Source organism: Devosia sp. UYZn731, from assembly GCF_040546795.1.
Taxonomy (GTDB): Bacteria; Pseudomonadota; Alphaproteobacteria; order Rhizobiales; family Devosiaceae; genus Devosia.
In genome coordinates this window covers 273,922-295,524 of the sequence record NZ_JBEPOL010000001.1, presented here as the reverse complement: position 1 = coordinate 295,524, position 21,603 = coordinate 273,922, and the positions used below count along the sequence as shown (strand labels likewise).

At 62.7% G+C, this 21,603-nt stretch carries 15 protein-coding genes and 1 pseudogene; 7 read left to right on the top strand and 9 right to left on the bottom strand.

The window, feature by feature from the left end; translation table 11 throughout:
• Positions 1-10 precede the first annotated feature (10 nt).
• The 3 genes from ABIB57_RS01375 to ABIB57_RS01365 all read right to left on the bottom strand — a co-directional run bounded on the left by ABIB57_RS01375 (position 11) and on the right by ABIB57_RS01365 (position 3,190).
• On the bottom strand, positions 11-859 hold the full coding sequence (locus ABIB57_RS01375) for a carbohydrate ABC transporter permease (protein WP_354038057.1): 849 nt from the start codon (positions 857-859) through the stop codon (positions 11-13).
• Positions 856-1,758 (bottom strand): carbohydrate ABC transporter permease, encoded by a 903-nt coding sequence (locus ABIB57_RS01370; RefSeq protein ID WP_354038056.1) that lies wholly within the window; start codon positions 1,756-1,758, stop codon positions 856-858. The genes ABIB57_RS01375 and ABIB57_RS01370 overlap by 4 nt, the downstream gene beginning before the upstream one ends.
• 148 nt (positions 1,759-1,906) lie before the next feature.
• The gene (locus ABIB57_RS01365; protein ID WP_354038055.1) at positions 1,907-3,190 is read right to left on the bottom strand and encodes an ABC transporter substrate-binding protein; all 1,284 of its coding nucleotides are present in this window, start codon (positions 3,188-3,190) and stop codon (positions 1,907-1,909) included.
• 204 nt (positions 3,191-3,394) lie between these two features.
• Here ABIB57_RS01365 and ABIB57_RS01360 point away from each other — a divergent pair, with 204 nt between their 5' ends.
• Positions 3,395-4,399 carry a LacI family DNA-binding transcriptional regulator gene (locus tag ABIB57_RS01360; protein ID WP_354038054.1) on the top strand — a complete coding sequence of 335 codons (1,005 nt, stop codon included), beginning with the start codon at positions 3,395-3,397 and terminating at the stop codon, positions 4,397-4,399.
• Positions 4,400-4,513: 114 nt separating this feature from the next.
• Here the strand turns inward: ABIB57_RS01360 and ugpC are convergent, their stop codons facing one another.
• From ugpC to ABIB57_RS01330, 6 genes are all read right to left on the bottom strand, one after another.
• Entirely contained in the window at positions 4,514-5,635 is a 1,122-nt protein-coding gene (ugpC, locus tag ABIB57_RS01355; RefSeq protein ID WP_354038053.1) for a sn-glycerol-3-phosphate ABC transporter ATP-binding protein UgpC, read from the bottom strand.
• Complete coding sequence (locus ABIB57_RS01350; protein ID WP_354038052.1) at positions 5,635-6,375, bottom strand: tyrosine-protein phosphatase; 741 nt, start codon at positions 6,373-6,375, stop codon at positions 5,635-5,637. The genes ugpC and ABIB57_RS01350 overlap by 1 nt, the downstream gene beginning before the upstream one ends.
• Positions 6,375-7,253, bottom strand: a complete 879-nt coding sequence (locus ABIB57_RS01345; protein WP_354038051.1) for a carbohydrate ABC transporter permease — start codon at positions 7,251-7,253, stop codon at positions 6,375-6,377. Before ABIB57_RS01345 ends, ABIB57_RS01350 begins: the two co-directional genes overlap by 1 nt.
• Positions 7,243-8,175, bottom strand: coding sequence for a carbohydrate ABC transporter permease (locus tag ABIB57_RS01340; RefSeq protein ID WP_354038050.1), 933 nt, complete (start codon positions 8,173-8,175; stop codon positions 7,243-7,245). The genes ABIB57_RS01345 and ABIB57_RS01340 overlap by 11 nt, the downstream gene beginning before the upstream one ends.
• Before the next feature lie 62 nt (positions 8,176-8,237).
• Positions 8,238-9,536 (bottom strand): ABC transporter substrate-binding protein, encoded by a 1,299-nt coding sequence (locus tag ABIB57_RS01335; RefSeq protein WP_354038049.1) that lies wholly within the window; start codon positions 9,534-9,536, stop codon positions 8,238-8,240.
• 21 nt (positions 9,537-9,557) lie between these two features.
• Positions 9,558-10,442, bottom strand: coding sequence for a metallophosphoesterase (locus ABIB57_RS01330; protein WP_354038048.1), 885 nt, complete (start codon positions 10,440-10,442; stop codon positions 9,558-9,560).
• Positions 10,443-10,598: 156 nt separating this feature from the next.
• On the opposite strand from ABIB57_RS01330, the gene ABIB57_RS01325 reads away from it, so the two are divergent.
• The 6 genes and pseudogenes from ABIB57_RS01325 (at position 10,599) to ABIB57_RS01290 (ending at position 21,601) form a co-directional block, all read left to right on the top strand.
• Positions 10,599-11,168 carry a TetR/AcrR family transcriptional regulator gene (locus tag ABIB57_RS01325; protein ID WP_354038047.1) on the top strand — a complete coding sequence of 190 codons (570 nt, stop codon included), beginning with the start codon at positions 10,599-10,601 and terminating at the stop codon, positions 11,166-11,168.
• Positions 11,169-12,205: 1,037 nt separating this feature from the next.
• Entirely contained in the window at positions 12,206-13,219 is a 1,014-nt protein-coding gene (locus ABIB57_RS01320) for a glycosyltransferase (RefSeq protein ID WP_354038736.1), read from the top strand.
• A 94-nt stretch (positions 13,220-13,313) separates the two neighbouring features.
• On the top strand, positions 13,314-15,524 hold the full coding sequence (glf, locus tag ABIB57_RS01315) for a UDP-galactopyranose mutase (protein WP_354038735.1): 2,211 nt from the start codon (positions 13,314-13,316) through the stop codon (positions 15,522-15,524).
• Between the two features lie 56 nt (positions 15,525-15,580).
• Positions 15,581-18,698 (top strand): annotated as a pseudogene (locus tag ABIB57_RS26805) (glycosyltransferase).
• Positions 18,695-20,956 (top strand): glycosyltransferase family 4 protein, encoded by a 2,262-nt coding sequence (locus tag ABIB57_RS01295; protein ID WP_354038043.1) that lies wholly within the window; start codon positions 18,695-18,697, stop codon positions 20,954-20,956. Before ABIB57_RS26805 ends, ABIB57_RS01295 begins: the two are co-directional and overlap by 4 nt.
• A 105-nt stretch (positions 20,957-21,061) precedes the next feature.
• Positions 21,062-21,601 (top strand): biliverdin-producing heme oxygenase, encoded by a 540-nt coding sequence (locus ABIB57_RS01290; protein WP_354038042.1) that lies wholly within the window; start codon positions 21,062-21,064, stop codon positions 21,599-21,601.
• The last annotated feature ends 2 nt before the right edge of the window (positions 21,602-21,603 follow it).

Here is a 21,603-nt window from a genome sequence, read left to right as displayed (position 1 = left end):
AGTCCCTAGGTTAGTTCTTGATGCCCGACATCGTGATGCCTTCGATCACGAATTTCTGGGCGATGAGGAAGAGGAGGATAACGGGCAGCACGGCCATGCTCATGGCCGCCATCACCACCGAAAGGTTGCCGGCGGCCATGTAGCCGCGCAGCACGTCCATGGCGATCGGCAGGGTCATGGACTCATTCTTGCCCAGCAGTACCTTGGCTTGGAAATAGTAGTTCCAGGTCTGGGTGAACGTGATGATGCCGAGCGCCGAAAGGGCAGGGCGCAACTGGGGTAGCGAGATGCGCCAGAAAATCTTGAAATATCCTGCCCCATCCATCAACGCCGCTTCTTCCAGCGCCTTGGGCTGGCTCAGCATGAACTGGCGCATCAGGAACACGCCGAAGCTGGAGGTGAGGTACATCAGCGCCAGGCCGATCGGCTGGTTGAGCAGTCCAAGCTTGGCGTAGCCGAGATAGATCGGCAGGATGGTGACCTGGGCGGGGAACATCAGCCCAACGAGGAAGGCGATGAACAGCCAGTCGCGGCCACGGAAGTTGAGCCGGGCAAAGGCGAAGGCCGCCAGCGTGCAAGTGACCAATTGGCCGATCGTGACCACCAGAGCCACCAGCAGCGAGTTGTAGTAGATCTGCAGGAACGGCACCCGAGACGCCAGCACCTTGGCGTAGTTGACGAAATCGAGATTGTTCGGGAAGAAGCTGGGCGGCAGTTTGTAGGCCTCGGACACGCTGCGGAACGATGTCGCGATCAGCCACAAAAACGGCAGCAGCATGCCGATCGCGAGCAGCGCCATGACCGCAATGATGGCCCGATCGACCCAGTGGCGGGCCGTATTGGTTTGCATCATGCTCATTGCTGCACCAGGCGGCGCGAGGCGAGTTGCTGGATGGCGGTGATGATCAGGATGATGACGGTCATGACCACCGAAATCGCGGCCGCATAGCCGATCTCGTAGCTGCCGAACCCCTCCTCGACGATCAGAATGGAGAGCGAACGTGTCGCATCGCCAGGCCCGCCCTGGGTCAGGATGACGATGGACTCAAACACCTGCAACGCCCCGATTGAGGCATAGACAATGCAGAAGAATACCACCGGGGAAATCCAGGGCAGGGTGATACGGAAGAAACGGCGCCACGCCGGTGTCCCGTCCATTTCGGCGGCCTCGAGAATGTTGGCCGGTACGCCCTGCAAGGCGGCAATGAAGATGACCATGAAGAAGCCGGTATTCTTCCAGACGTCCATGATGATGATCGAGGTCATGGCGTTCTTGCTGTCGGTCAGCCAGCGCACATTGGGCAGCCCCACCAGACGGAGGAAATAATTGATCACGCCCAGATCGTCACCGTAGAAGTAGCTCCATACCACCGCGACGAAGGCCGTGGCGATGATCACCGGCAGGAAGAACGACAGCCGGAAGAAATACAGCAGCCACCCCGGCATGGCCCGGTTCAAGGCTACCGCCAGCACCAGCCCGACGCTGACATTGAAGGTGACCGCGAACAGCGCGAAGCGGAGCGTGTTCCAGAAAATCTGCAGCGAACGCCGATCGGTGAAGAAGCGCGTGAAGTTCTCGAACCCCACCCAGCGCGAGCCCAGCAGCGGGTCGAAGTGGCTGAATGCCAGCACCACCGTCACCAGCACGGGCGCCATCACGAAGGTCAGGTAAAGCAGCGTCGACGGCAGGACAAAGAGATACCCCATCCTTGTCTGGGCGCGTTGCAGCTCGGAGGTGCGTGCGTGGGTGGTGGTCATTCCAGCCGGTTCGGTTCGTTGTGCTGAGACGGCACTCTATCGCCGCAGTCCGCGGTGCCAAATTGCCTGGTTTGGGCAGCGCTTGTTCGAGCCCGCCGCGCTTGCACGCGGCGGGTCGAAACGGCTCGGGAGGAGCCTTTGTTGAGGATCAGCCGGCAGCCTTGAGCCGGGCAAAGGACGCCTCAAGCTCATCATGGGCCTGCTTGACGCCATCCGCGATGCTGACCTCATCGGCCATCATCGAGGTGTAGTAGCGCATGACGATCTTCTCGACTTCCTGGAAGTTGGCCGGCGAGGGCACCGCCTTGGTATCGGCAAGCGTCTCGTAGTAGAGCGCGGCGCTTGGTGGGAAGGCCATGATATCGGGATTGGTCGATGCGGACTGGCGGCTCGGCAATCCGCCGCCGCCGATAGCTTCCTCGATTTGTGTCGCGGCGCTGGTCAGTTCGGCAACCAGTGCCTTGGCGATCTCCGGCTTGGCCGCCGTCTTGGACACCGCATAGCCACCGAAGCCGATGACGGTGGAGTTGGTTTCCTTGCTCGGCGGAATGGCGACGTCCATGTTCATGCCATTGGTTTTGGCGTTCTGGACGATCCAGTGACCGCGGCTGATCATGGCGATCTGGCCGGCGAAGAACTGATTGCCCAGGTCCGGGCCGCTGGCGGGAATCGGCGACGAGCCATCGACATGGATGATGTCGTGCAGGAACTGCAGGCTCTCGGCGACCTTGGGATCGAGCATGTTCGAGCCGGTCCAGTCGGCATTGAGCACGCCAGTGCCATTGGAGAAGAACCATGGCTGGATGAAAAAATTCTGGTTCGGCACTTCGTAGCCATACTGGGTGACGGTGCCCGAAGCGTCCTTGATGGTCAGCTTCTTGGCGACGTCACGGAACTCGTCCCAGGTCCACTTGCCGTCCTTGGGATAGGCAACCCCGGCCTTGTCGAACAGGTCGCGGTTGTAGTTGATCATGATGTTGTTCCAGCCGATGGGAATGTAGGTCGATTTCCCCTTGTAGCTGCCCTGTTCCATCAGGCTTGGCGCGATATCGGCGAACTCCTCGGACTTGGCCAGATCGTCGAGCGGGATGAAGATGTCGCGTGAGGCCAGGGCCTGGAAGCTCTCGATCGCGGTGCCATAAATGTCGGCCGGTGCGCCGGCGTTGAACTGACCCAGCACCTTGGTCACATAGTCGCCCCAGCCCGAGGAAATCGGATCCATCGAGAGTTCGACCTTGATGTTAGGGTATTTGGTGTTGAAGCGCTCAATGGCATGACCGATGGCGGTCGCTTCGGCATCGCCGCCAAACGCGGCAAGCTGCAATGTGCCCGCCTCATCGGATTGCGCCAGCGCGCCCCGCAGGCCAAGCGCGGTTCCTGCGGCAATCGCCGCGGTCGACAGCATAAGGTTGCGCCGTGAAATAGTCAGCATTGTCATCCTCCCTGTGCGCACTCCCGGCGCGATACCGCCTCGCCGGTTTTCCGGTCGAAACGTTTCGTTCGTGTAGTCAAAAAAATCGCGGCTCTGGTTCCCAACGATGCCACGACAGTCTATTTGCTTACACGAAACGTTTCGTATAACAGCATTTCAAAGCATCGCTGACAAGGGGGTGCGCAAGAACGACCTGGGGGAAGCGTGGCCACCATCAAGGACGTGGCGAAGCATGCTGGCGTCGCGATCTCGACGGCGTCGGCAGCGATCAACCGTTCGGCGCCGGTCAGCGACGAGGTGATCGCCAAGGTTGAAGCGGCGGTGCGCGATATTGGTTATGTGCCCCACGCCGCCGCCCAGAGCCTGCGTATGGGCCAGTCGCGACTGATCGGCCTGATCCTGCCCGACATCACCAATCCGCATTTTGCCAACGTTGCACGGGTGGTTGAATCCGTGTGCCTTGAGGCCGGATTCATGGCCGCCGTCTATTCTACCAACGAGGATTTCGATCGCGAGCGGCAGATTCTCAGGATGATGCGGGCGCAACGCGTCGCCGGCCTGATCATCATTCCCACCCGCTCCGACGCTGCCCACGGCGCCCGCCTGGCAGGCGAGATCCATGTGCCTACCGTGCTCCTTGATTCCTACATCGACGGATTGCCCTATGACGTGGTCAAGCTGGACAATGTGGGGGCAGGGCGCCTTGCCACCGACTATTTGCTGGGCCTGGGCCATCGTCGCATCGCCGTCACCACGGGACGCGATAATATCATTACCGGTGGAGACCGCCTCCAAGGCTATCTGGAGGCTCACGCGGCTTTTGGCGTGCCGGTCGATCCGCACCTTCAGATCACCGGCAAATTCCTGCAGGCCGTGGCGCACGACAATACGCTCGCCCTGATGCGTGCCCCCGCGCCCCCGACGGCCATTTTCGCGCTGTCAAACATGATGATGCTTGGCGTGCTCAATGCTTTGCGCGAGCTGAAGCTGTCGGTGCCGGACGACGTTTCGGTTATCTGCATCGATGATTTCGACTATGCCAACATCATGAACCCGCCACCCACGGTCGTCGCGGCGCCGGTAGCCAAGATGGCCCAAACCGCAATCGAACAATTGTTCGAGGAAATCCTCAACAAGTCACAGCCAACCATGGCCGTGCGTGAGTTCGTGCCAGAACTAATCGTCCGCGAGAGCTGCCGACGCCTATAATAGGGAAGCGGCCGCCTTGGGGCCGGAAGCGGCCTGTCGGTTTCCGCCTGCCTGTTGGTCCAGGCGGGCAGGCGATCAATCAGGCCACTCTCTCACTCAGCCGGCAATCGCGGGTCAGGCGGATACCAGGCTGCGTCTGGACTGATTGATTGGTCTATCGCCAACCGGCAGGGCGAGGCGCATGCCGGTGGCGACGTCGAAGACGTGCCAGGCATTGCTGGAAAAATCGAGGAAGACCTGGCGGCCTTCATAGTCCTCGTCGCCGGGCGGCAGGACGACGGCCAGTTCCAGCGATTTGATCCGGCAATAGGCCACGCGCGAGCCGCCGAGTTCTTCGACCAGCTCGACTGTGGCGGGCAGGCCATGGGCGGGATCGAGTGACAGGGCGACCGCTTCGGGCCGCATGCCGAGCATGACCTTGGTGCCGATGCCGAGTTCGGCCGCCGGCGGCAGGTTGAGCTGCGGAGCGATATCGAAGGCGAGATGCCCGTTGGGCTGGACCGTGGCCGGAACCAGGTTCATCGCCGGGGCGCCCATGAAGCTGGCGACGAACAGCGAGGCCGGGTTGCGATAGACTTCGGCCGGCGTGCCGATCTGCTCGACGCGGCCGCCATTCATGACGATCAGCAGATCGGCCAGGGTCATGGCCTCGACCTGGTCGTGGGTGACGAAGATCGAGGTGGCCTTGAGGCGCTTGTGCAGCCGCTTGATCTCGATGCGCATCTGTACGCGCAGCAGGGCGTCGAGGTTGGACAGCGGTTCGTCGAACAGGAACACCGACGGCTCGCGCACGATGGCGCGACCCATGGCGACACGTTGGCGCTGGCCGCCGGACAATTGCGCCGGACGGCGATCGAGATATTCGGTGAGGTTGAGGATGGCGGCGGCCTCGGCGACGCGGCGGTCGCGTTCGGCCTGGGGCAGGCGTGCGATCTTGAGCGGATAGGCCATGTTCTGGCGCACGCTCATATGCGGATAGAGCGCGTAGTTCTGGAACACCATGGCGCAGCTGCGATCGGCCGGATCGATATCGTTCATGACGATACCGTCGATGGTGATGTCGCCCTCGGTAATGTCCTCGAGGCCGGCGATCATGCGCAGCAGGGTGGACTTGCCGCAGCCGGAGGGGCCGACGATGACCACGAACTGGCCATCGGCGATCTCGACATCGATGCCGTGCAGCACCTGCTTGCCGTCATAGGTCTTCTTGAGGCCCGAAAGGGAAAGCTGACCCATCATGCCTCTCCCGTCAGGCGGTCGCGCAACTGCTCGATGGTGGCGGCGTCGAGGCCGACATGCTGGGACAGGTAGGCGTCAGGCGAGCCGTAGGTGCCCACGATATGATTGATGGTGGCGGCCATGGTCTCGTAATTCGAAGCCAGCATCGGGCGGAACTGATCGACATTGCCGCCGCGGCTGACGGCATCGGCGATGATGTCCTCGACCATGGGGGCGATCATGTCAGCGGTGAGGCTATAATCCTCGGCGATCAGTTCCGCCTGCACGCCGGCAATGGCCAGCAGCAGCGCCGAGATGATCCCGGTGCGGTCCTTGCCGGCGGTGCAGTGGAACAGCACCACGCCTTCGGGGGCGTCGGCGATGATGGTCAGCACCTGCTTGATCGCGCCCTGCCGTTCGGCCAACGCCATAACGTAAAGCGCGTAGAGCACGTCGCCATCATGATCGAGACTGGGCGCGAGGCTGTCGAACAGGGAGACGTTATGGTAGGCGACGGCGGGATTGGCGCTGAACGGATTGGGCTGGTGGACCAACTCGCCCGAATGACGCAGATCGATGACGGTGGTGACGCCCTCGTTGACCAGCGTGGCCATGCCATCCTCGTCGAGGCGATGCAGGCCATCGGCGCGCAACACGCGGCGCCAGCGGGTTTCGCCTTCCGCGGTGGCATAGCCGCCCAGGTCGCGAATGTTGAAGGTGCCATTGACCGGCAGGTGGCGCTTGAACGGGGTTTGCATCAGCGGATTCCTGATTTCATGAACGATTGGACGACCTGGCGCTGCAGGACGACATAGATGATGAGGATGGGCAGGCTGGCCATCGTGGATGCCGCCATCAGCGGCCCCCAGGCGGTGCCCTCGGAGGTCATGAACATCTGGATGCCAATCTGGATGACGCTGTTCTCGGGCGTCCGGCTCAGCAGCAGCGGCCAGAAATATTCATTCCAGGTGGAGATGAAGATGAGGATCGCCAGCGAAGCGATGGTGCCGCGCAGGTTGGGGACGAGCACTTCCCACAGAATCCGCCAGGAGCGGGCGCCATCCATGCGCGCCGCCTCGATGACCTCCTTGGGGAAGCCGCGCATCGACTGGGCCAGCAGCATGACAGCCAAGGCCGAGGCGAAGTGCGGCAGGATCAGCGCCACGACGCTGTCGAGCAGCCCCATTTTGGCGACCAGCAGGTAATTGGGGATCATCACCACCTGGAATGGCACCAGCCAGGTCAGGGCAATGGCCGTATAGACCAGCTTGTCGAAGCGGAAGCGCCAGCGGGCGAACGCATAGGCAGCCAGCAGCCCGGTGAACAACTGGACCACGGTCACGACGCTGGAGATTACGACGGTATTGATCAGCATCCGCACGATCGGGATGGAGTTGAGCGCATAGACGTAGTTGTCCAGCGACATAGAGGTCGGCCACAGGCTGGTCTCGAAGGTCGCATTGGCGGGCCGGAGCGAAGTGGCCACCATCCAATAGACCGGCAGCAGGCAGACCAGCGACAGCAGCACCATGACCACGTGGCCGGCGGCGCTGTTGAGGCCGGTATTCTCGGCGGTCTTCTTGCGCAGGCGCGGTTTGGCAAGCCCGATCGGGCGGGCGACGGCTTCAATTGTCATGGAACGAATACCTGTCGGTGAGGCGGAACAGGAAGAAGGCGAGCACGCCGAAGCCGAGGAACAGGATCACCGCCGAGGCCGAGCTCCAGCCCACCGACATGTTGGAAAAGCCGAAATCCCACAGCAGATGGTAGATATTGGTGGTGGAGCCCAGCGGGCCGCCGCCAGTCAGTACGTTGATATAGGTGAAGCTCCACTGCGCCCCGAGCAGGATGGTCATCATCACGAGGAACAGGATCGATGCCGACAGCAGCGGCAGGCGGATATCGCGGATGACTTCCCACTTGCTGGCGCCATCCATGCGGGCGGCCTCGATCAGCGACGGATTGATATTGGCATTGGCGGCCGACAGGATCAGGGTGGAGAAGCCGATCAGCTTCCAGCCGGTAATGGCGATCACCGTCCAGATGGCGACTTTGGGGTCGCTCAGAAATTTAACTGGATCGAAGCCGAAGGTCTTGATGACGACATTGACCAGGCCGTGGCCCGGATCGAGCAACCAGCGCCACACAGCGGCGGCTACGACCGGGGCGATGATCATCGGCACGAAGATGATGGCGCGATAGAGGTTGCGCGAGCGGGCCGGCAGATCGTGGGTGTAGATCGCAATGGCCAGCGGAATCAGCACCGCGAGCGGCAAAAGGCCGACCACGTAGAGCACCGTATTGCGGATGGCCTGCCAGAATTTGGGCAGTCCGAAAATCTTGGTGTAGTTGCTCCAGCCGACCGCGACCGGCTCGGATGTCGGCAGCATGTTCCACTCGTAAAAGCTCAGGCGGAAGGCATCGACCAGCGGCCAGTAGATCCAGACGACGAGGGTGATGATGGCCGGCGCCAGATAGAGCCAGGGCGAAATGCCGCTAGCGCCGGAGCGTCGTCGCGCGGGCCTTGCGGTTTTGAGAGGAAGCCTCGCTTCGCTCATGTTGGACCTCGTGCAAACATGGGAAAGCCGGCCCGCCAGGGAGAGCGGACCGGCTCACTGGATCAGGGCATCAAAGCCTGGGCCTGCTCCTGGGCGGCTTTGAGCGTTTCGGCGACGTCGGCACCGCCGAACACGGCCATTTCGACGCCGTCCATCATGGTCTTGACGATCTGGCGGTAGTTGGGGCCCGGCATCGGATCCCACGGCTCGAGCACGGCGAGCTGCTTCAGGTTCGGCTGCACCAGCGGGTGAGCCTTGACCCAGTCGCCGAGATAAGCCGGATCATCGACGATATCGGTGCGCAGCGGCAGGTAGCCGATTTCGGAGGTGATGACGGTATAGCCGTGCTTGGAGGTGAGGAACTTCATCAGTTCCCACGCGGCGCGCTGCTTGAGCGGATCCTTGGTGTGGATGGTCAGCGCGCTGCCCGAATTGTTCGGACGCACCGGCTTGTCGCCAAAACTGGGCATGGTGGAGGAACGCAACTCGTACTTGTCGGTCGAGCCGGCGATCAGGGCGCCCTGCAGGGCGCTGGTCTGCAGGTACATGGCCAGGTTCCCGGCTGCCATGCTTTCCAGCGTGCCGTTCATGTCGAGGTTTTCGTATACGCCGCTATCGACCAGGTCGCGCAGCATGCTGACGGCTTCCACCGATGCGGGCTCGGCAAACTCGAGGGTCTTGCGATCGCGGGAGATGACTTCGCCATTGTTGGAGCGCACGACGCCCTGGAACAGCCAGTCGGCGGCGCCGGGACCGGTAATGCCGGCCGAGAAGGCCTGCGCGCCGGTCTTTTCCTTGATGATCATCCCGTCGGCCTTGACGGCTTCCCAGGTGGTCGGCGGCTGATCGGGATCGAGCCCGGCAGCCTTGAAGATATCGGCATTGTAGAACAGCACTGGGGTCGAGAAGGTGTAGGCAAGGCCATAGGTCTTGCCGTTCAGCACGCCGAGCTTGAGGCCGTTGGGCGACATGCCTTCGAAGTGGGCGGCCAGTTCATCGGCCGGCACGATGTCTTCGAGCGCCTGGGCGCCGAAATTGGTCACGGCGAAATCGAGGTCGCTGAACACGGTCTGGACCAGATCGACCGGCTGACCGGCGGCGAGATCGGCCTGGATGCGGCTGGCATCGGCCGACGCATAGGGCACGCCGACCACGGTCACATTCGGATTGGCCGCCATGAATTCGGAGATCAGCTTCTTGGTGGCCTCAGCGCCGATACCGGCCGAGGCGAGGTTGTAGTTGTAGAAGGTGATGGTCACGGGCTGGTCGACGGTGGCCGGAATGGCCTGAGCCATGGCGGCGGTGCTGAGGCCGGTCGCAAGCAGAGCGATCGCGCCATTCAGGAAGGACTTGCGGTTCATAAGCTGGTTCCTTGGGACGGTCTATTCGGCCGCGGCAGCGGTCGTGGCGGCGCGCTCGGCCTCGTGGTGCTTGAGCATTTCGGTCATGCCGGCCCAGGTGAAGCTGTTGAGTTCGCGGCGCTCGGAAGGCTGGGGCGCGAAGGTGATGGTGAGGCCAGAAGGACGCACGGTGCCGATGGCAAAGGAGGCGCCCGAAACCATGCGCATGCCTTCATGCAGCCAGGTCACGTCGGTGGCGGCGTGTTGGCCGATGCCAACCACGACTGGAATGCCGTACCAGTTGGACACGCGATCATAGTGGATATGGCCCGACAGGATGCCGATGACGTTCTTGCCGGCAACGGCCTGGCGCAGCGCTTCGGTGTCGGCGAAGCTGAGGGCTTCCCATTCCATATCTGGATTGTCGGTGTCGATGGCCGGGGCGTGGTGCATGACCAGCAGCTTGGGCAGGTCGGCATGCTGATCGAGCTCGTTCTTCAGCCAATCGAGCTGGCCGGCTTCGAAGGCGCCGCCGACCTTGTCGGGAACGCTCGAGTCCAACACGATGACATGGAGGCCATCGATGACTTCGGCGTGGTCGTAGGGGGCGTCGAGATTGTCAGTGCGGCCGAGCATGGACTGATAGAAGCCGTCGCGGCGGTCGTGATTGCCCAGCGCATAGAGCAGGGGCACCGTAACGCCCGACTCGGCCAAGAGGCGCTTGAGCTGCTCATAGCTGCCGATATCGCCCTGATTGGTCAGGTCGCCGCTGGCTACGATGAATTTGGGCTGGGGCGAGAGCGACTTCACGGCGGCCAGGATGGCCGACAGCGTCGTGGTGGTGTCGGAAAAGAGATGGGCGTCTTCGACCAGCGGGTTGCCCACATGCAGGTCGGTCAGGTGAACGAAAGTAAAAAGATCGGACATGGCGTCTTCCTGTTGCCGCGGCCAGATGGATCCGGCCCGATTGGGAGCGTTCACGAGGACTTCGGAATATTCCGTATGGGCCTTGCGAGAGAACAGGGTCATCGGTAGCTTGCGCGTGTGACAGGTGAATGAAGGTTCATTCGGACGATGGATTCGATGCTCGACAAGCGCGAACGCATTCTTGCGGCCGCGGCCAGACTGATCGTGGACAACGGCCTCAAGTGCTCGATGTCGGCAATTGCCGAGGAAGCCAATGTCGCTACGGGCTCGCTTTACAATTACTTTGCCTCCAAGGAAGACCTGGTGCGTGGGGTCTATGGGCGCGTCGCCGAGGTGATGACGGAGCGGGTCGTCGTCGAGCATCACGCGGAAACCGCGCATCGCGATCGCGTCCGCCATTACATCGCGCAATACATCGATTTCATCTGGGAAGACCCGCAGCGGGCGCGGCTGTTCGACTATCTTACCAATAATCCCCTGGTGACGCTCAGCGAGGCGCAGGATATTTTTGGGGCTTTTTCCAAGCATTCCGTGGATATGCTGGCCGCCGCGCAAGAAGCCGGCGTGGTGCGGGCAGGCCCGCCGGCACTGATGTCGAGCTTCGTGCGCGGCGCCATCCGCAACACGCTCAAGCACCGGCGCTTCAATCCCAAGCCCATGGCCCTGGCCGAGCGCGAACACCTGACAGCGATGTGCTGGGACTCGATCGCCGCAAACGGCAGCTGACCTTGGGCCTGTAATGGCTGATAAAAGGCGATTGCACGGCTGCACTCGTTGTAGCCTCCCATGCGGCGCCTCGCACCTGCATGCTTTGAGGGTGGCGCCCTCAACCCCAGAGGGCTGAACAATTTCGGCTGTTTGTCGCCGGAATGAATAGACATTCATTCGTCACGCACGCTCAATATCCAACCCCGACACCGTGCTGGTTGCCATGGTTGCGATCAGCCAGCCGTTACGAAACGCCAGTCATTCGTCTGCAGTCACTCATCCCGAGATCGGGCGTGCAACAGTGCTCTTCATGTAGGTGGACGCTTGTTCTTGGGGCGGCGATCTTTCGGTGAAGGGATCGGCTTATCTGCCAAAATGAGGTGAGAATTGACGGAACCGATGACGTCGGAATTCGGTTCATTTGTACCGTTCGGTTGTTGTCACACCCATCCTCACGGGACGCCCCAGACTGCGCCAGCGGCTGGGGCGTTTTCTTTATTCCCTCAATGGGCGATTGCCACCAGCTTGGTTGGGCTTGGCCCGTTAGCTAGTCGATCCGGGGAATCCGTCAATCCGGCTCGGTTAGACGGTATATCCGGGGGGGCCGGTAGCCTTACGACGGTTGGCTTGTATGCGCGTATAGACCTGGATGAACATCTTCGCGCGCAAGAGATGTGCTGGTTGCGACGATAAACTTCCGCGACCGATGGGCCCGTCCGCACAAGGCTTTGCGTCCCCGATTGTTGCGTGGAACGGGTTAGGCCGTGGAGCGAGTCTAGGTACGCTCTGTTCGGTTTTGTACACGCAACTTCACGCTTAGCTCACCGTTTGACTGCGCAATCTCTCGCAATAGCAAATTCAACCCAGCTGAGCACCCGCGCGGTGCAACGGCGGAGCTATAATGTCAAATCCCTCACGCCTCTCCGGTTGTGATCGGCGACTTAGTCGAGGCACGATCAACTTTCCTCGATAATGACGGCTGGCCACAGAAGGATTGGGTAACCCGCACTCCTTCAGTGGCTGGAGGCTATCTGGAACGTTTGCCGTTGGCTGTTGTGATCTGTGGTTTGGCCGACAGTGCCGAAATCTGGCACCACCATCACGGGCCCTCTATTGCGTCCAGTTTCGACGCGGCGGCGCAGCTGATGCGCCGGGCGTTTCCTTTGCCGGACCGGGATGCACCCTTTCACTCCGAAAGTATGCTGGCCTTTATCCGCGAGCACGGCGCGCCCCGCATTCTCTGCGTCTGGGGACTGGGCGTGTCCGAGGCGCTGCTTGAGGCATGCGCCGATAGCGTCATTATCTACAATTCCATCGACGTGCCCGCGCTGCGCGTCCCGCCTGCAGTCAGTCGGCATTTCGATCTGGTACTGACCGGCGCGCAATGGCAGAGCGATGAGGTCGAAGCCCGCCACCCCGGCATGCCGACCGCCGTCCTGCCGATCGGTCCCGAATTCGCAGCGCCCGAGACCTTCTTCCCCATTGCAGGACCCAAGCCCTATGACGTGATCTACGTTGCCGCCGCCCAAGCTTATAAGCGACACGATATCCTGTTTGACGCGCTGGCGCGGGCCCAGCGACCGCTCAAAGCGCTCTGCGTCATCGGTTATGGCGAGAATGGACAGGCCCTGCGGGAGGACGCTGCGGCGCGCGGCCTCGATGTGGATTTCGTCGGGCCGCCCGGCGTGCCCCATGCCGAAGTCAATCGGCTGATGAACCTTGCCAAGGTCGGAGTCGTGTGCGGCGAGAATGACGGGGCGCCGGCGATCCTGACCGAATACATGCTGGCCGACCTGCCCGTAGTCGCCAATGCAGCACTGCGCTGCGGCCTGCAATACATCCTGCCGCAAACGGGGCTGGTTGCCCCCGCCGACACGTTCCACCAGGCCATCCTCGCCGCGTTGGACAGCGAGCAATTCGCGCCGCGCCAAGCGGTGCTCGATCGCTGGAGCTATCCCCACTCCATGGCCAAGCTGGCCGCCGTGATCGGCGATATCGCGCCAATGGAGGCCACTCACACTCATCCCAACACCATAGGAGGCCAGTTTGAACGAGCAAATCTCGTCTGATCAGTTCGACAGCACCGGCGGTCTCGCCGATGGCCCATTGATCTGCTTTTCCCACCTGCGGTGGGATTTCGTGCTGCAGCGACCGCAGCACCTGATGAACCGCGTCGGCAGGACCCGCCAAGTGTATTTCGTCGAGGAATACATCCCGACCGAGCATCACTCCGCTTATCTCGAATACCATTGCTTCGACGGGACGCAGATTGTCGCCGTGCGGCCACGCCTACCGCGCGATTGGGATGAGCCGCGGCGAACTGCGGCGCTCGCGCAACTGCTGGATGTGATGGTTCGCCTCAACCACATCGTGCGGCCCATCCTGTGGTTTTATAGCCCCGCCATGTTCGCCTTCGCCCGCCACCTCGAAGCCTCGGCCGTGGTCTACGACTGCATGGACGAACTCGCCAATTTTCGCTTCGCGCCACCGGGCCTCAAGGACCTCGAGGCCGAGTTGATGCAGCGCGCCGATCTGGTGCTGACCGGGGGCGCCAGCCTTTATGCCGCGCGGCGTGATCGCCACGACAATATCCATGCCTTTCCATCCGGCGTCGATATCGCCCACTTCGCCACGGTGCGTGGCGGTATAGCGCCGGCCGCTGACGTCGCCGCGCTGCCCGGCAAAAAGCTGGGCTTCTACGGGGTCATCGACGAACGCATCGACCTGAATCTCCTCGCCGAAGTCGCCCACGCCCGCCCGGACTGGTCGCTGATCATGGTCGGTCCCCTGGTCAAGATCGGCCACGCCGACCTACCGTCGGCGCCCAACCTGCATTTCATCGGCCAACGCCACTATGATGAGCTGCCCGCCTATCTCGCCGGCTGGGATGTCGCGCTGATGCCCTTTGCCATCAATGAAGCAACCCGGTTCATCAGCCCCACCAAGACGCCGGAATATCTCGCCGCTGGCCTACCGGTCGTCTCGACCCCGATCGCCGACGTCGTGGCGGGCTATGCCGGTCTCGCCGCGGTGCAAATTGCCGGCACGCCCGCCCAATTCATAGCCGCCTGCGAAACCGCGCTCGCACTGAAGCCGATAGATTATCTCCCCGATGTCGACGACAAGCTCAAAGCCATGTCGTGGGACGAAAGCTTCCGCCGTATAGACGCCCTGTTGAGCGACGCGGTGCAGCGCGAACATCGCATCCTGCCGGCCCCGCCGATCCGCCGGCCCGGCCGCGCCAAGGCTTATGATTACGTCATCGTCGGTGCAGGCTTTGCGGGTAGCGTGCTGGCCGAGCGCCTGGCCGCAGGCTCGGGCAAGCGTGTCCTGCTCTGCGACCGCCGCAATCATGTCGGCGGCAATGCGTTCGATCACTATGATGCCGCCGGCATTCTCGTGCACAAATACGGCCCCCACATCTTTCACACCAATAGCGACGACATCGTCGACTATCTCTCCCGCTTCACCGCCTGGCGGCCCTATGAGCATCGCGTGCTGGCGGCGGTGGGTGAGCTCCGTGTGCCCATGCCGATCAACCGCACCACGCTCAACGCACTCTATGATGCCGATCTGTGCGACGAGGCCTCGGCCCAGGCATTCCTGCAAGCCCGCGCCGAACCGGTCGATCCCATCCGCACCTCGCGCGACGTGGTCGTCAATCAGGTCGGCACCGCGCTCTACCGGACGTTTTTCGAGGGCTATACCCGCAAGCAATGGGGGCTGGACCCGAGCGAGCTGGACAAGTCCGTCACCGCGCGCGTCCCCACCCGCACCAGCACCGACGATCGCTATTTTCTTGATCGTTTTCAGGCCATGCCGCTGCACGGCTACACCGCCATGTTCGAAAACATCCTCGACCACGACAATATCGATCTGCAACTGGGCGTCGATTTCAAGGATCTGCCAGCGGACACGCTGGCGGCACACACCATCTTCACTGGACCCATCGACGAATATTTCGGCCACCGCTTCGGCCCCTTGCCTTATCGCAGCCTGGCGTTCCGCCATGAAACGCTCGACCAGCGCCGGTTCCAGCCGGTGGCAGTGGTGAATTTCACAGATGAGGCCGTGCCCTATACGCGCATCACTGAGTACAAGCACCTGACCGGTCAGGTGCATCGCAAGACCAGCATCAGCTACGAGACGCCACAGGCCGATGGCGACCCCTACTATCCCATCCCGCGGCCGGAAAACGCCGCGCTCTACAAGCGCTACGCCGCGCTGGCGCAGGAGCATCCCGAGGTCAGTTTCGTCGGACGCCTCGCCACCTATCGCTATTACAATATGGACCAGGTGGTGGGCCAGGCGCTGGCGACCTATCGTCGGCTGGCGGAGCCGCAACTGTCTCGTGGGCCGGCGGTGTCCGCGTGAGCCCTTTGATCGTGCTAGCCACCGACAGCCAGGATCCGTCGGGCCTCGGCGAACATATGATCACGCTGGGCGAGGCGCTTTCCGAGCGCTTCGAGATCGTCCTGGCCGGCCCAAACCGCGCGCTCGGCATGGCTTTCCTCGGCCGGGCGGCCCGGCGTGGCCTCCGCATCAAGGCGATCGACCTGGACCGTCTCGACCTCTTCACCCACTGGCTGCGTTCAAGCCGTGCCTCCCTGCTGCATGTTCATGCTGGTATCGGCTGGGAGGGCCACGATCTCGTTCGCCACGGCAAGGCCTCAGCCCTGCCGGTCGTGCGAACCGAACATCTTCCCTACCTCTTGACCAGCCCCGTGCAACAAGCGGCCTACCGCGCCATGCTGCAGTCCGTCGATGCCCGCATCGCCGTCTCGCAAGCAGTGTTCGATACCCACGCGGGGCAGGGCGGTGGACGACAAACCGTCGTCCGCAATGGCATTGCTCACCGCCCCGCCGCCGCGTCCGCAGCGGAACTGCGCGCCACATTCGGCCTTCTGGCTGACGACACCATTGTGCTCACCGTCGCCCGGTTCACACCGCAAAAAGCACACGACGTTCTGGTCGCCGCCGCGCCCGCAGTCCTGCAGCGCAACCCGAAAGCCAAGTTCCTATTGGTCGGCAGCGGTCCGGAACAAGCCAATATCGAGGCCGCCATCGCCAAGCTTGGCCTCGCCGACAGTTTCATCCTCCCCGGCCACCGCGACGATATCGCCGATATGATGGCAATTACCGACGTGTTCGTGCTGCCGTCCCATTTCGAGGGTCTGCCGCTGGCCGTGCTGGAGGCCATGGCCGCCTCGGTCCCCGTCGTGGCGACCACCATTGGCGGAACCATCGAAGCAATCGGCGACGCCCATCCCTTCCTCGTGCCGCCCGGCGATGCGGAGGCGCTTGCCCGCGCTATCCTCCGGGCCACGGCCGAGCCAGAAACCGCGCGCGCTGCGACCGTGGCGGCGGCCGCTCGCCATGCCGAGCACTTCACCGCCGCCCGCATGGCCGCCCAGACCGCCGAGGTCTATGCGCCATGGCTTCCCACCTCATTCACACAAGGCGCCAACTTATGAGCAAGACCCGCATCGGCTTCATCGGCGTCGGCGGCATCGCGCAGCGCCATCTCGGGGTGCTCGAACAATTCGGCGATGTCGACCTCGTTGGTTTTGCCGACCCCGATTTTGACCGCGCGGTCGCGGCGGCATCCCGCTTCGGCGCTAGGGCCTACCCCGATCACACGCCGCTCCTCGACGATGCCAGCCTCGATGCCGTCTATATCTGCATTCCGCCCTTCGCCCATGGCGACGCCGAACGCGCAGTGATTGCGCGTGGGCTGCCGTTCTTCGTGGAAAAGCCGCTCTCGCTGGATATTGATCTGGCCGATGCGCTGGCTCGCGAAATTTCCGCGGCGGGGCTCATTTCCGCCGTGGGCTATCACTGGCGCTATCTCGATACGGTTGACGAGGCCAGGCGGCTGCTCGCGGAGCGTCCAGCTCAATTGCTGTCCGGCTACTGGCTCGATCAAACGCCGCCGCCGCAATGGTGGTGGCACCAAAACCAGTCCGGGGGCCAGATGGTCGAGCAGACCACCCACATCATTGATCTGGCACGTTATCTCGTGGGGGACGTGGCCCAGGTCTTCGGCCTCGCCGGCCACACCGACCGCGCCGCTTTTCCTGGCCTCGATGTGCCCACGGTCAGCACCGCCAGCCTGCGGTTTGCCTCCGGCGCCATCGGCAATATCGGTTCGACCTGCCTGCTCAACTGGGGGCATCGCGTCGGCCTGCATCTCTTTGGCGAGGGCCTAGCGCTGGAACTGACCGATCATGACCTGATGGTCGATGTCGGCGCCGGCCGGCCCGTCCGCCACGCCGAAGGCGACCCGGTCTGGCGTGAGGATCGCGACTTCATCGACGCCGTCAGGGGCGAGGTCAATCGCATCCGTTGCCCCTATGGCGAAGCGCTCGAAACCCATCGCGTGGCGTTGGCGATCACCGCCTCCGCCCAGCAAGGCCGGGCCATCGATATCCTCGCTTCGTCTGGTCGCGCCTCATGAGTGACCGGACCATCCAGTCGCTCGGCATCGAGCGCGAAGGCCAGGCCTACATCATCGACTACGTCGAAGGCCCCCCGCCCGAGGGGCAGGTGCGCCTGCAGACGCTCTATTCCGGCTTTTCCGCCGGGACCGAACTGACTTTCATGAAACACACCAATCCCTATTTTCACTCACGCTGGGATGGCGATCGCGGTGTGTTCGTGGCCGGCGAGCCGAGTCTGAACTACCCCGTGCCGTTTCTCGGCTATATGGAAGTCGCCCGCGTCGTCGACAGCCGTAATCCCGCTTTCACCACGGGGCAGGTGGTTGCCACGGCCTTCGCACACAAAACCGGCCATACCGCCGATCCCGCGCGCGATGTGCTGGTCCCGCTGCCCGATGGCTTCGATCCGCTGCTCGGCATCTTTGTCGCGCAGATGGGTCCGATTGCCGCCAATGGAATCCTGCACGCCGATGCCGAAATTTTCGGTAGCCAGGTGACGCGGCTGGGGCAGGGGGTCGAGGGCCGCCCGGTTCTCGTCATCGGCGCGGGGTCCGTTGGCCTGATGACTGCGCTGTTCGCGCGCCGTGCCGGCGCCTCCGCCGTCGTGGTCGCCGATCCTTCGCTCTATCGCCGCCAGCGCATCGAGGCGCTTGGTCTCGTCGCCATGGATGAAGAACAAGCCTGGCAACATGCGCGCAGCCAGTGGCACAGCGGGGCCGATCGCGGCGCCGATTTCGTGTTCCAAACCCGCGCCCATGCGGGCAGCCTTCACACCGCGTTACGCGCCCTGCGTCCCCAAGGCACGGTGATCGACCTGGCCTTCTACCAGGGCGGTGCCGACGCGCTCCGCCTCGGCGAAGAATTCCACCACAATGGCTTGTCGCTCAAATGCGCTCAGATCAACCGCGTCCCCCGCGGCCTCGCTCACCAATGGGACCGTAAGCGGCTCGCTAACGAAACCATCGCCCTACTGCGCGACGAAGGTGCCGCCGTCATCCGCGAGATGATTACCCATATCGTGCCCTTCGCCGATGGCCCGGCATTCCTGCAGGAACTCGTCGAAACCCGGCCCGAATTCGTCCAGATCGTTTTCAAGGTGGCCGATTGACCAGCGAACCCACGCGGATCCTGTTCGTCTTCGCCTGGCTGGTCGTCGGTGGCGAAGAAACCGAAGTTCGTCTGCTGGCCCAAAACCTCGATCCCAGCCGCTATCGCATCGACGTTGTCGCCTGCTTCCGCAAGCCGGGTATGCCCGACCAGACCCATGCCCAATTGCGCGCAATGGGCGTCGATGTCGACACCGTGCCCTATGAAATGACGTTCGAGGAAACCGTCGCCTATCTGGCACGCAAGGTCGCGACCTATGACCTCGTCGTCTCTTGCCAGAACGTCGCCGATATCTATCCCGCGCTGGAGCGCGCGCACCAGCGCCCACCGCTGATCGAGCATGGTGGCCTTGTCTCCGAAGCTCTGGCCGGCCCCAAGCATTTCACCAATCGCTATGTCGGCGTCTGCCGCTCCATCCGCGACGCGGCCGCCTCTAACATGCCCGGCCGCGAGCACCAGGCCGTCGAAATCCCGTCCATGGTGGACCTGAGCGAATACCGCAAAGACGACCGCGCCGAAATGCGATCCGCTTTGAGCATTCCCGAGGGTATACCGGTCGTCGGCTGGGTCGGCCGTCTCGATGCGAAAAAACGCGTCGAAGATTTCATCGAAGCCGCCGCCATTGTCCACCGCCAGCGGCCCGAAGTTCGCTTCCTCGTCATCGGCGGCCCCGATGCCTTCATGCCCGAGTATGCCGAAAAGCTCGAACTCCTGGCCCTCGCGCGACAACTCGAGGGAACCCTGCGCTTTCTCGGCGACCGCAAGGATATTCCGCAACTCTTAGCAGGCCTTGATATCTTCACCTGGCTCTCGCGCGGCGAAGGCATGCCCCACGTGATCGCCGAAGCCGGCGCCGCCGGCCTGCCTGTCATCGCCACCGCCGACAATGGTTCGACCCAGCAGATCGAGGACGGCGTATCGGGCCTGTTCGTTCCCCATGAGGCACCCGAAGCCGTTGCCGCCGCCATGCTGCGCCTTCTGGACGAACCAGCGCTTGGCCGAGTGCTCGGCAGCGCGCTCCGCGCCAAGGTCGCCACCACCTATAGCGTCACCGTCGTTGTTCCCCAATGGCAGGCCCTGTTCGATGCCGTGCTGGCCGAACAGGCCCCAGCACCGGCACCCGCATTATTCCAGTCCTGGTTTCAGGGCGGCTTCGAGTGTTCCACCCATCGCCTGCGAAACGGCAGGCGGCTCGACATCATCGCGTCGAGCGAACACGACCGCCGCGCCGAGGCCGATTATCGCCAACTTCGGGGCTTCGGCATCGCCACGGTCCGCGACGGCCTGCGCTGGCATCTTATCGAGCCCACGCCAGGCGCGTTCGATTGGTCCAGTTTCCGGCCCATGCTCGCCGCCGCGCAAACCAGCGGCACGCAGGTAATCTGGGATCTGCTCCATTATGGCTGGCCCGATGATCTCGATGTCTGGCAGCCCGGTTTCGTCACCCGCTTCGCCCGCTTTGCCGGCAGAGCCGCGCAGGTGATCAAGGACCATAGCGATGCCGTCCCGTTCTATTGCCCGGTCAACGAGATTTCCTTCACCGCTTGGGGCGGCGGGGACGCACAATATCTCAATCCCTTCGCCCACGGGCGTGGGTTCGAGGTCAAGGTGCAACTGGTCCGCGCCTCGATCGCCGCCATGCATGCCGTGCTCGATGTCGATCCTCGTGCTCGGTTCGTGCATGCCGATCCGGCGATCAACGTTGTCACGGCGCCTGAACGGCCAGGCGATTTCTGGGCGGCCGAGGGGCACCGGCAGGCACAATACCAGGCCTGGGACATGCTGGCCGGCCTGAGTTGGCCACAACTCGGCGGTGCGCCGCACCTGCTCGATATCGTCGGGGTCAACTACTACTTCAACAATCAGTGGATCCATGGCGGCCCCCCGATCGATATCGGCCATGCCCAATACCGCCCGCTGCACCGGCTGCTGATGGAAATCCACGGCCGCTACGGTCGCCCCATGCTGCTGGCCGAAACCGGCATCGAGTTCGACCGCAGAGCATCCTGGTTGGCCTATGTCGCCGCAGAAGCCGATCTGGCGCGCCGCAAGGGTGTGCCCATGGAAGGGCTCTGCCTCTACCCTATTCTCAACCATCTCGGGTGGGATGATGATCGGCCTTGCCAGAATGGTCTGCTGGAGCAAGTGGACGAAGCGGGCACGCGTGGCGTGTATGGCCCGCTCGCTCAGCAACTCAGTGTCTTACAAAATGACGTTCCAGCACCCAAGCTCGAGTCGAGTTGCCCATCGACAACATGACCTCGTAGTTCAGGGATGCGCCGGTCCATCCGACCGGAAGTAGACCCGGACTTCGCGAAACGTGATAACTCGTTACCAGCGGCCCCATGGTCGCAAGGATACAGGATGATTGCTGCCCACGCGCTGCTGCGAGAAGCGACAATTCAAAAGCATGAGCAGGTCGATGCCGCATTTGCCAGGTTCGACCTGAGTGATCGCCGCTCCTACATGAGTTTTCTGAGCGCTCATGCGCGGACGCTTGGCGCCATTGAATTGGCCTTGGCCACGGCGCCCGCCGGCTTCCCACGGTTCCGGACGCGATTAGGCTGTCTTGCTTCCGATCTTGCCGCCCTCGGAGCCACCTGGCCTGAAGCAATGGGCCTAAGTGACCATTTTAGCGCCGCAGCCCTGTTCGGCATGCTTTATGTCGCCGAAGGATCGCGGCTTGGCGGCGGCGTGTTGGCCGCACGCGTTAGTCGGCCCATGCCTACAAGTTATCTCGGCGCTGTTCACTTGAAAGGCGAATGGCGTGATTTGCTGTTCGCGATTGACGCGGCGGCTTTGGATCAACAGCAGATTTGGCACGACGAAATGATCGATGGCGCAAGCCGGACTTTCGATCTCTATATGCAGAGCGCGGCCAAGGAGGGCTTGGCCGTCGCCTGATC

What these genes read in the sequence shown, in the direction of transcription:
- ABIB57_RS01365 (WP_354038055.1), bottom strand. Translation starts at nt 3,190, where the DNA reads ATGCTGACTATTTCACGGCGCAACCTTATGCTGTCGACCGCGGCGATT.
- ABIB57_RS01345 (WP_354038051.1), bottom strand. Translation starts at nt 7,253, where the DNA reads ATGACAATTGAAGCCGTCGCCCGCCCGATCGGGCTTGCCAAACCGCGC.
- ABIB57_RS01325 (WP_354038047.1), top strand. Translation starts at nt 10,599, where the DNA reads ATGCTCGACAAGCGCGAACGCATTCTTGCGGCCGCGGCCAGACTGATC.
- ABIB57_RS01290 (WP_354038042.1), top strand. Translation starts at nt 21,062, where the DNA reads ATGATTGCTGCCCACGCGCTGCTGCGAGAAGCGACAATTCAAAAGCAT.
- ugpC (WP_354038053.1), bottom strand. Translation starts at nt 5,635, where the DNA reads ATGGGTCAGCTTTCCCTTTCGGGCCTCAAGAAGACCTATGACGGCAAG.
- ABIB57_RS01340 (WP_354038050.1), bottom strand. Translation starts at nt 8,175, where the DNA reads ATGAGCGAAGCGAGGCTTCCTCTCAAAACCGCAAGGCCCGCGCGACGA.
- glf (WP_354038735.1), top strand. Translation starts at nt 13,314, where the DNA reads ATGAACCGCGTCGGCAGGACCCGCCAAGTGTATTTCGTCGAGGAATAC.
- ABIB57_RS01370 (WP_354038056.1), bottom strand. Translation starts at nt 1,758, where the DNA reads ATGACCACCACCCACGCACGCACCTCCGAGCTGCAACGCGCCCAGACA.
- ABIB57_RS01350 (WP_354038052.1), bottom strand. Translation starts at nt 6,375, where the DNA reads ATGCAAACCCCGTTCAAGCGCCACCTGCCGGTCAATGGCACCTTCAAC.
- ABIB57_RS01330 (WP_354038048.1), bottom strand. Translation starts at nt 10,442, where the DNA reads ATGTCCGATCTTTTTACTTTCGTTCACCTGACCGACCTGCATGTGGGC.
- ABIB57_RS01335 (WP_354038049.1), bottom strand. Translation starts at nt 9,536, where the DNA reads ATGAACCGCAAGTCCTTCCTGAATGGCGCGATCGCTCTGCTTGCGACC.
- ABIB57_RS01375 (WP_354038057.1), bottom strand. Translation starts at nt 859, where the DNA reads ATGAGCATGATGCAAACCAATACGGCCCGCCACTGGGTCGATCGGGCC.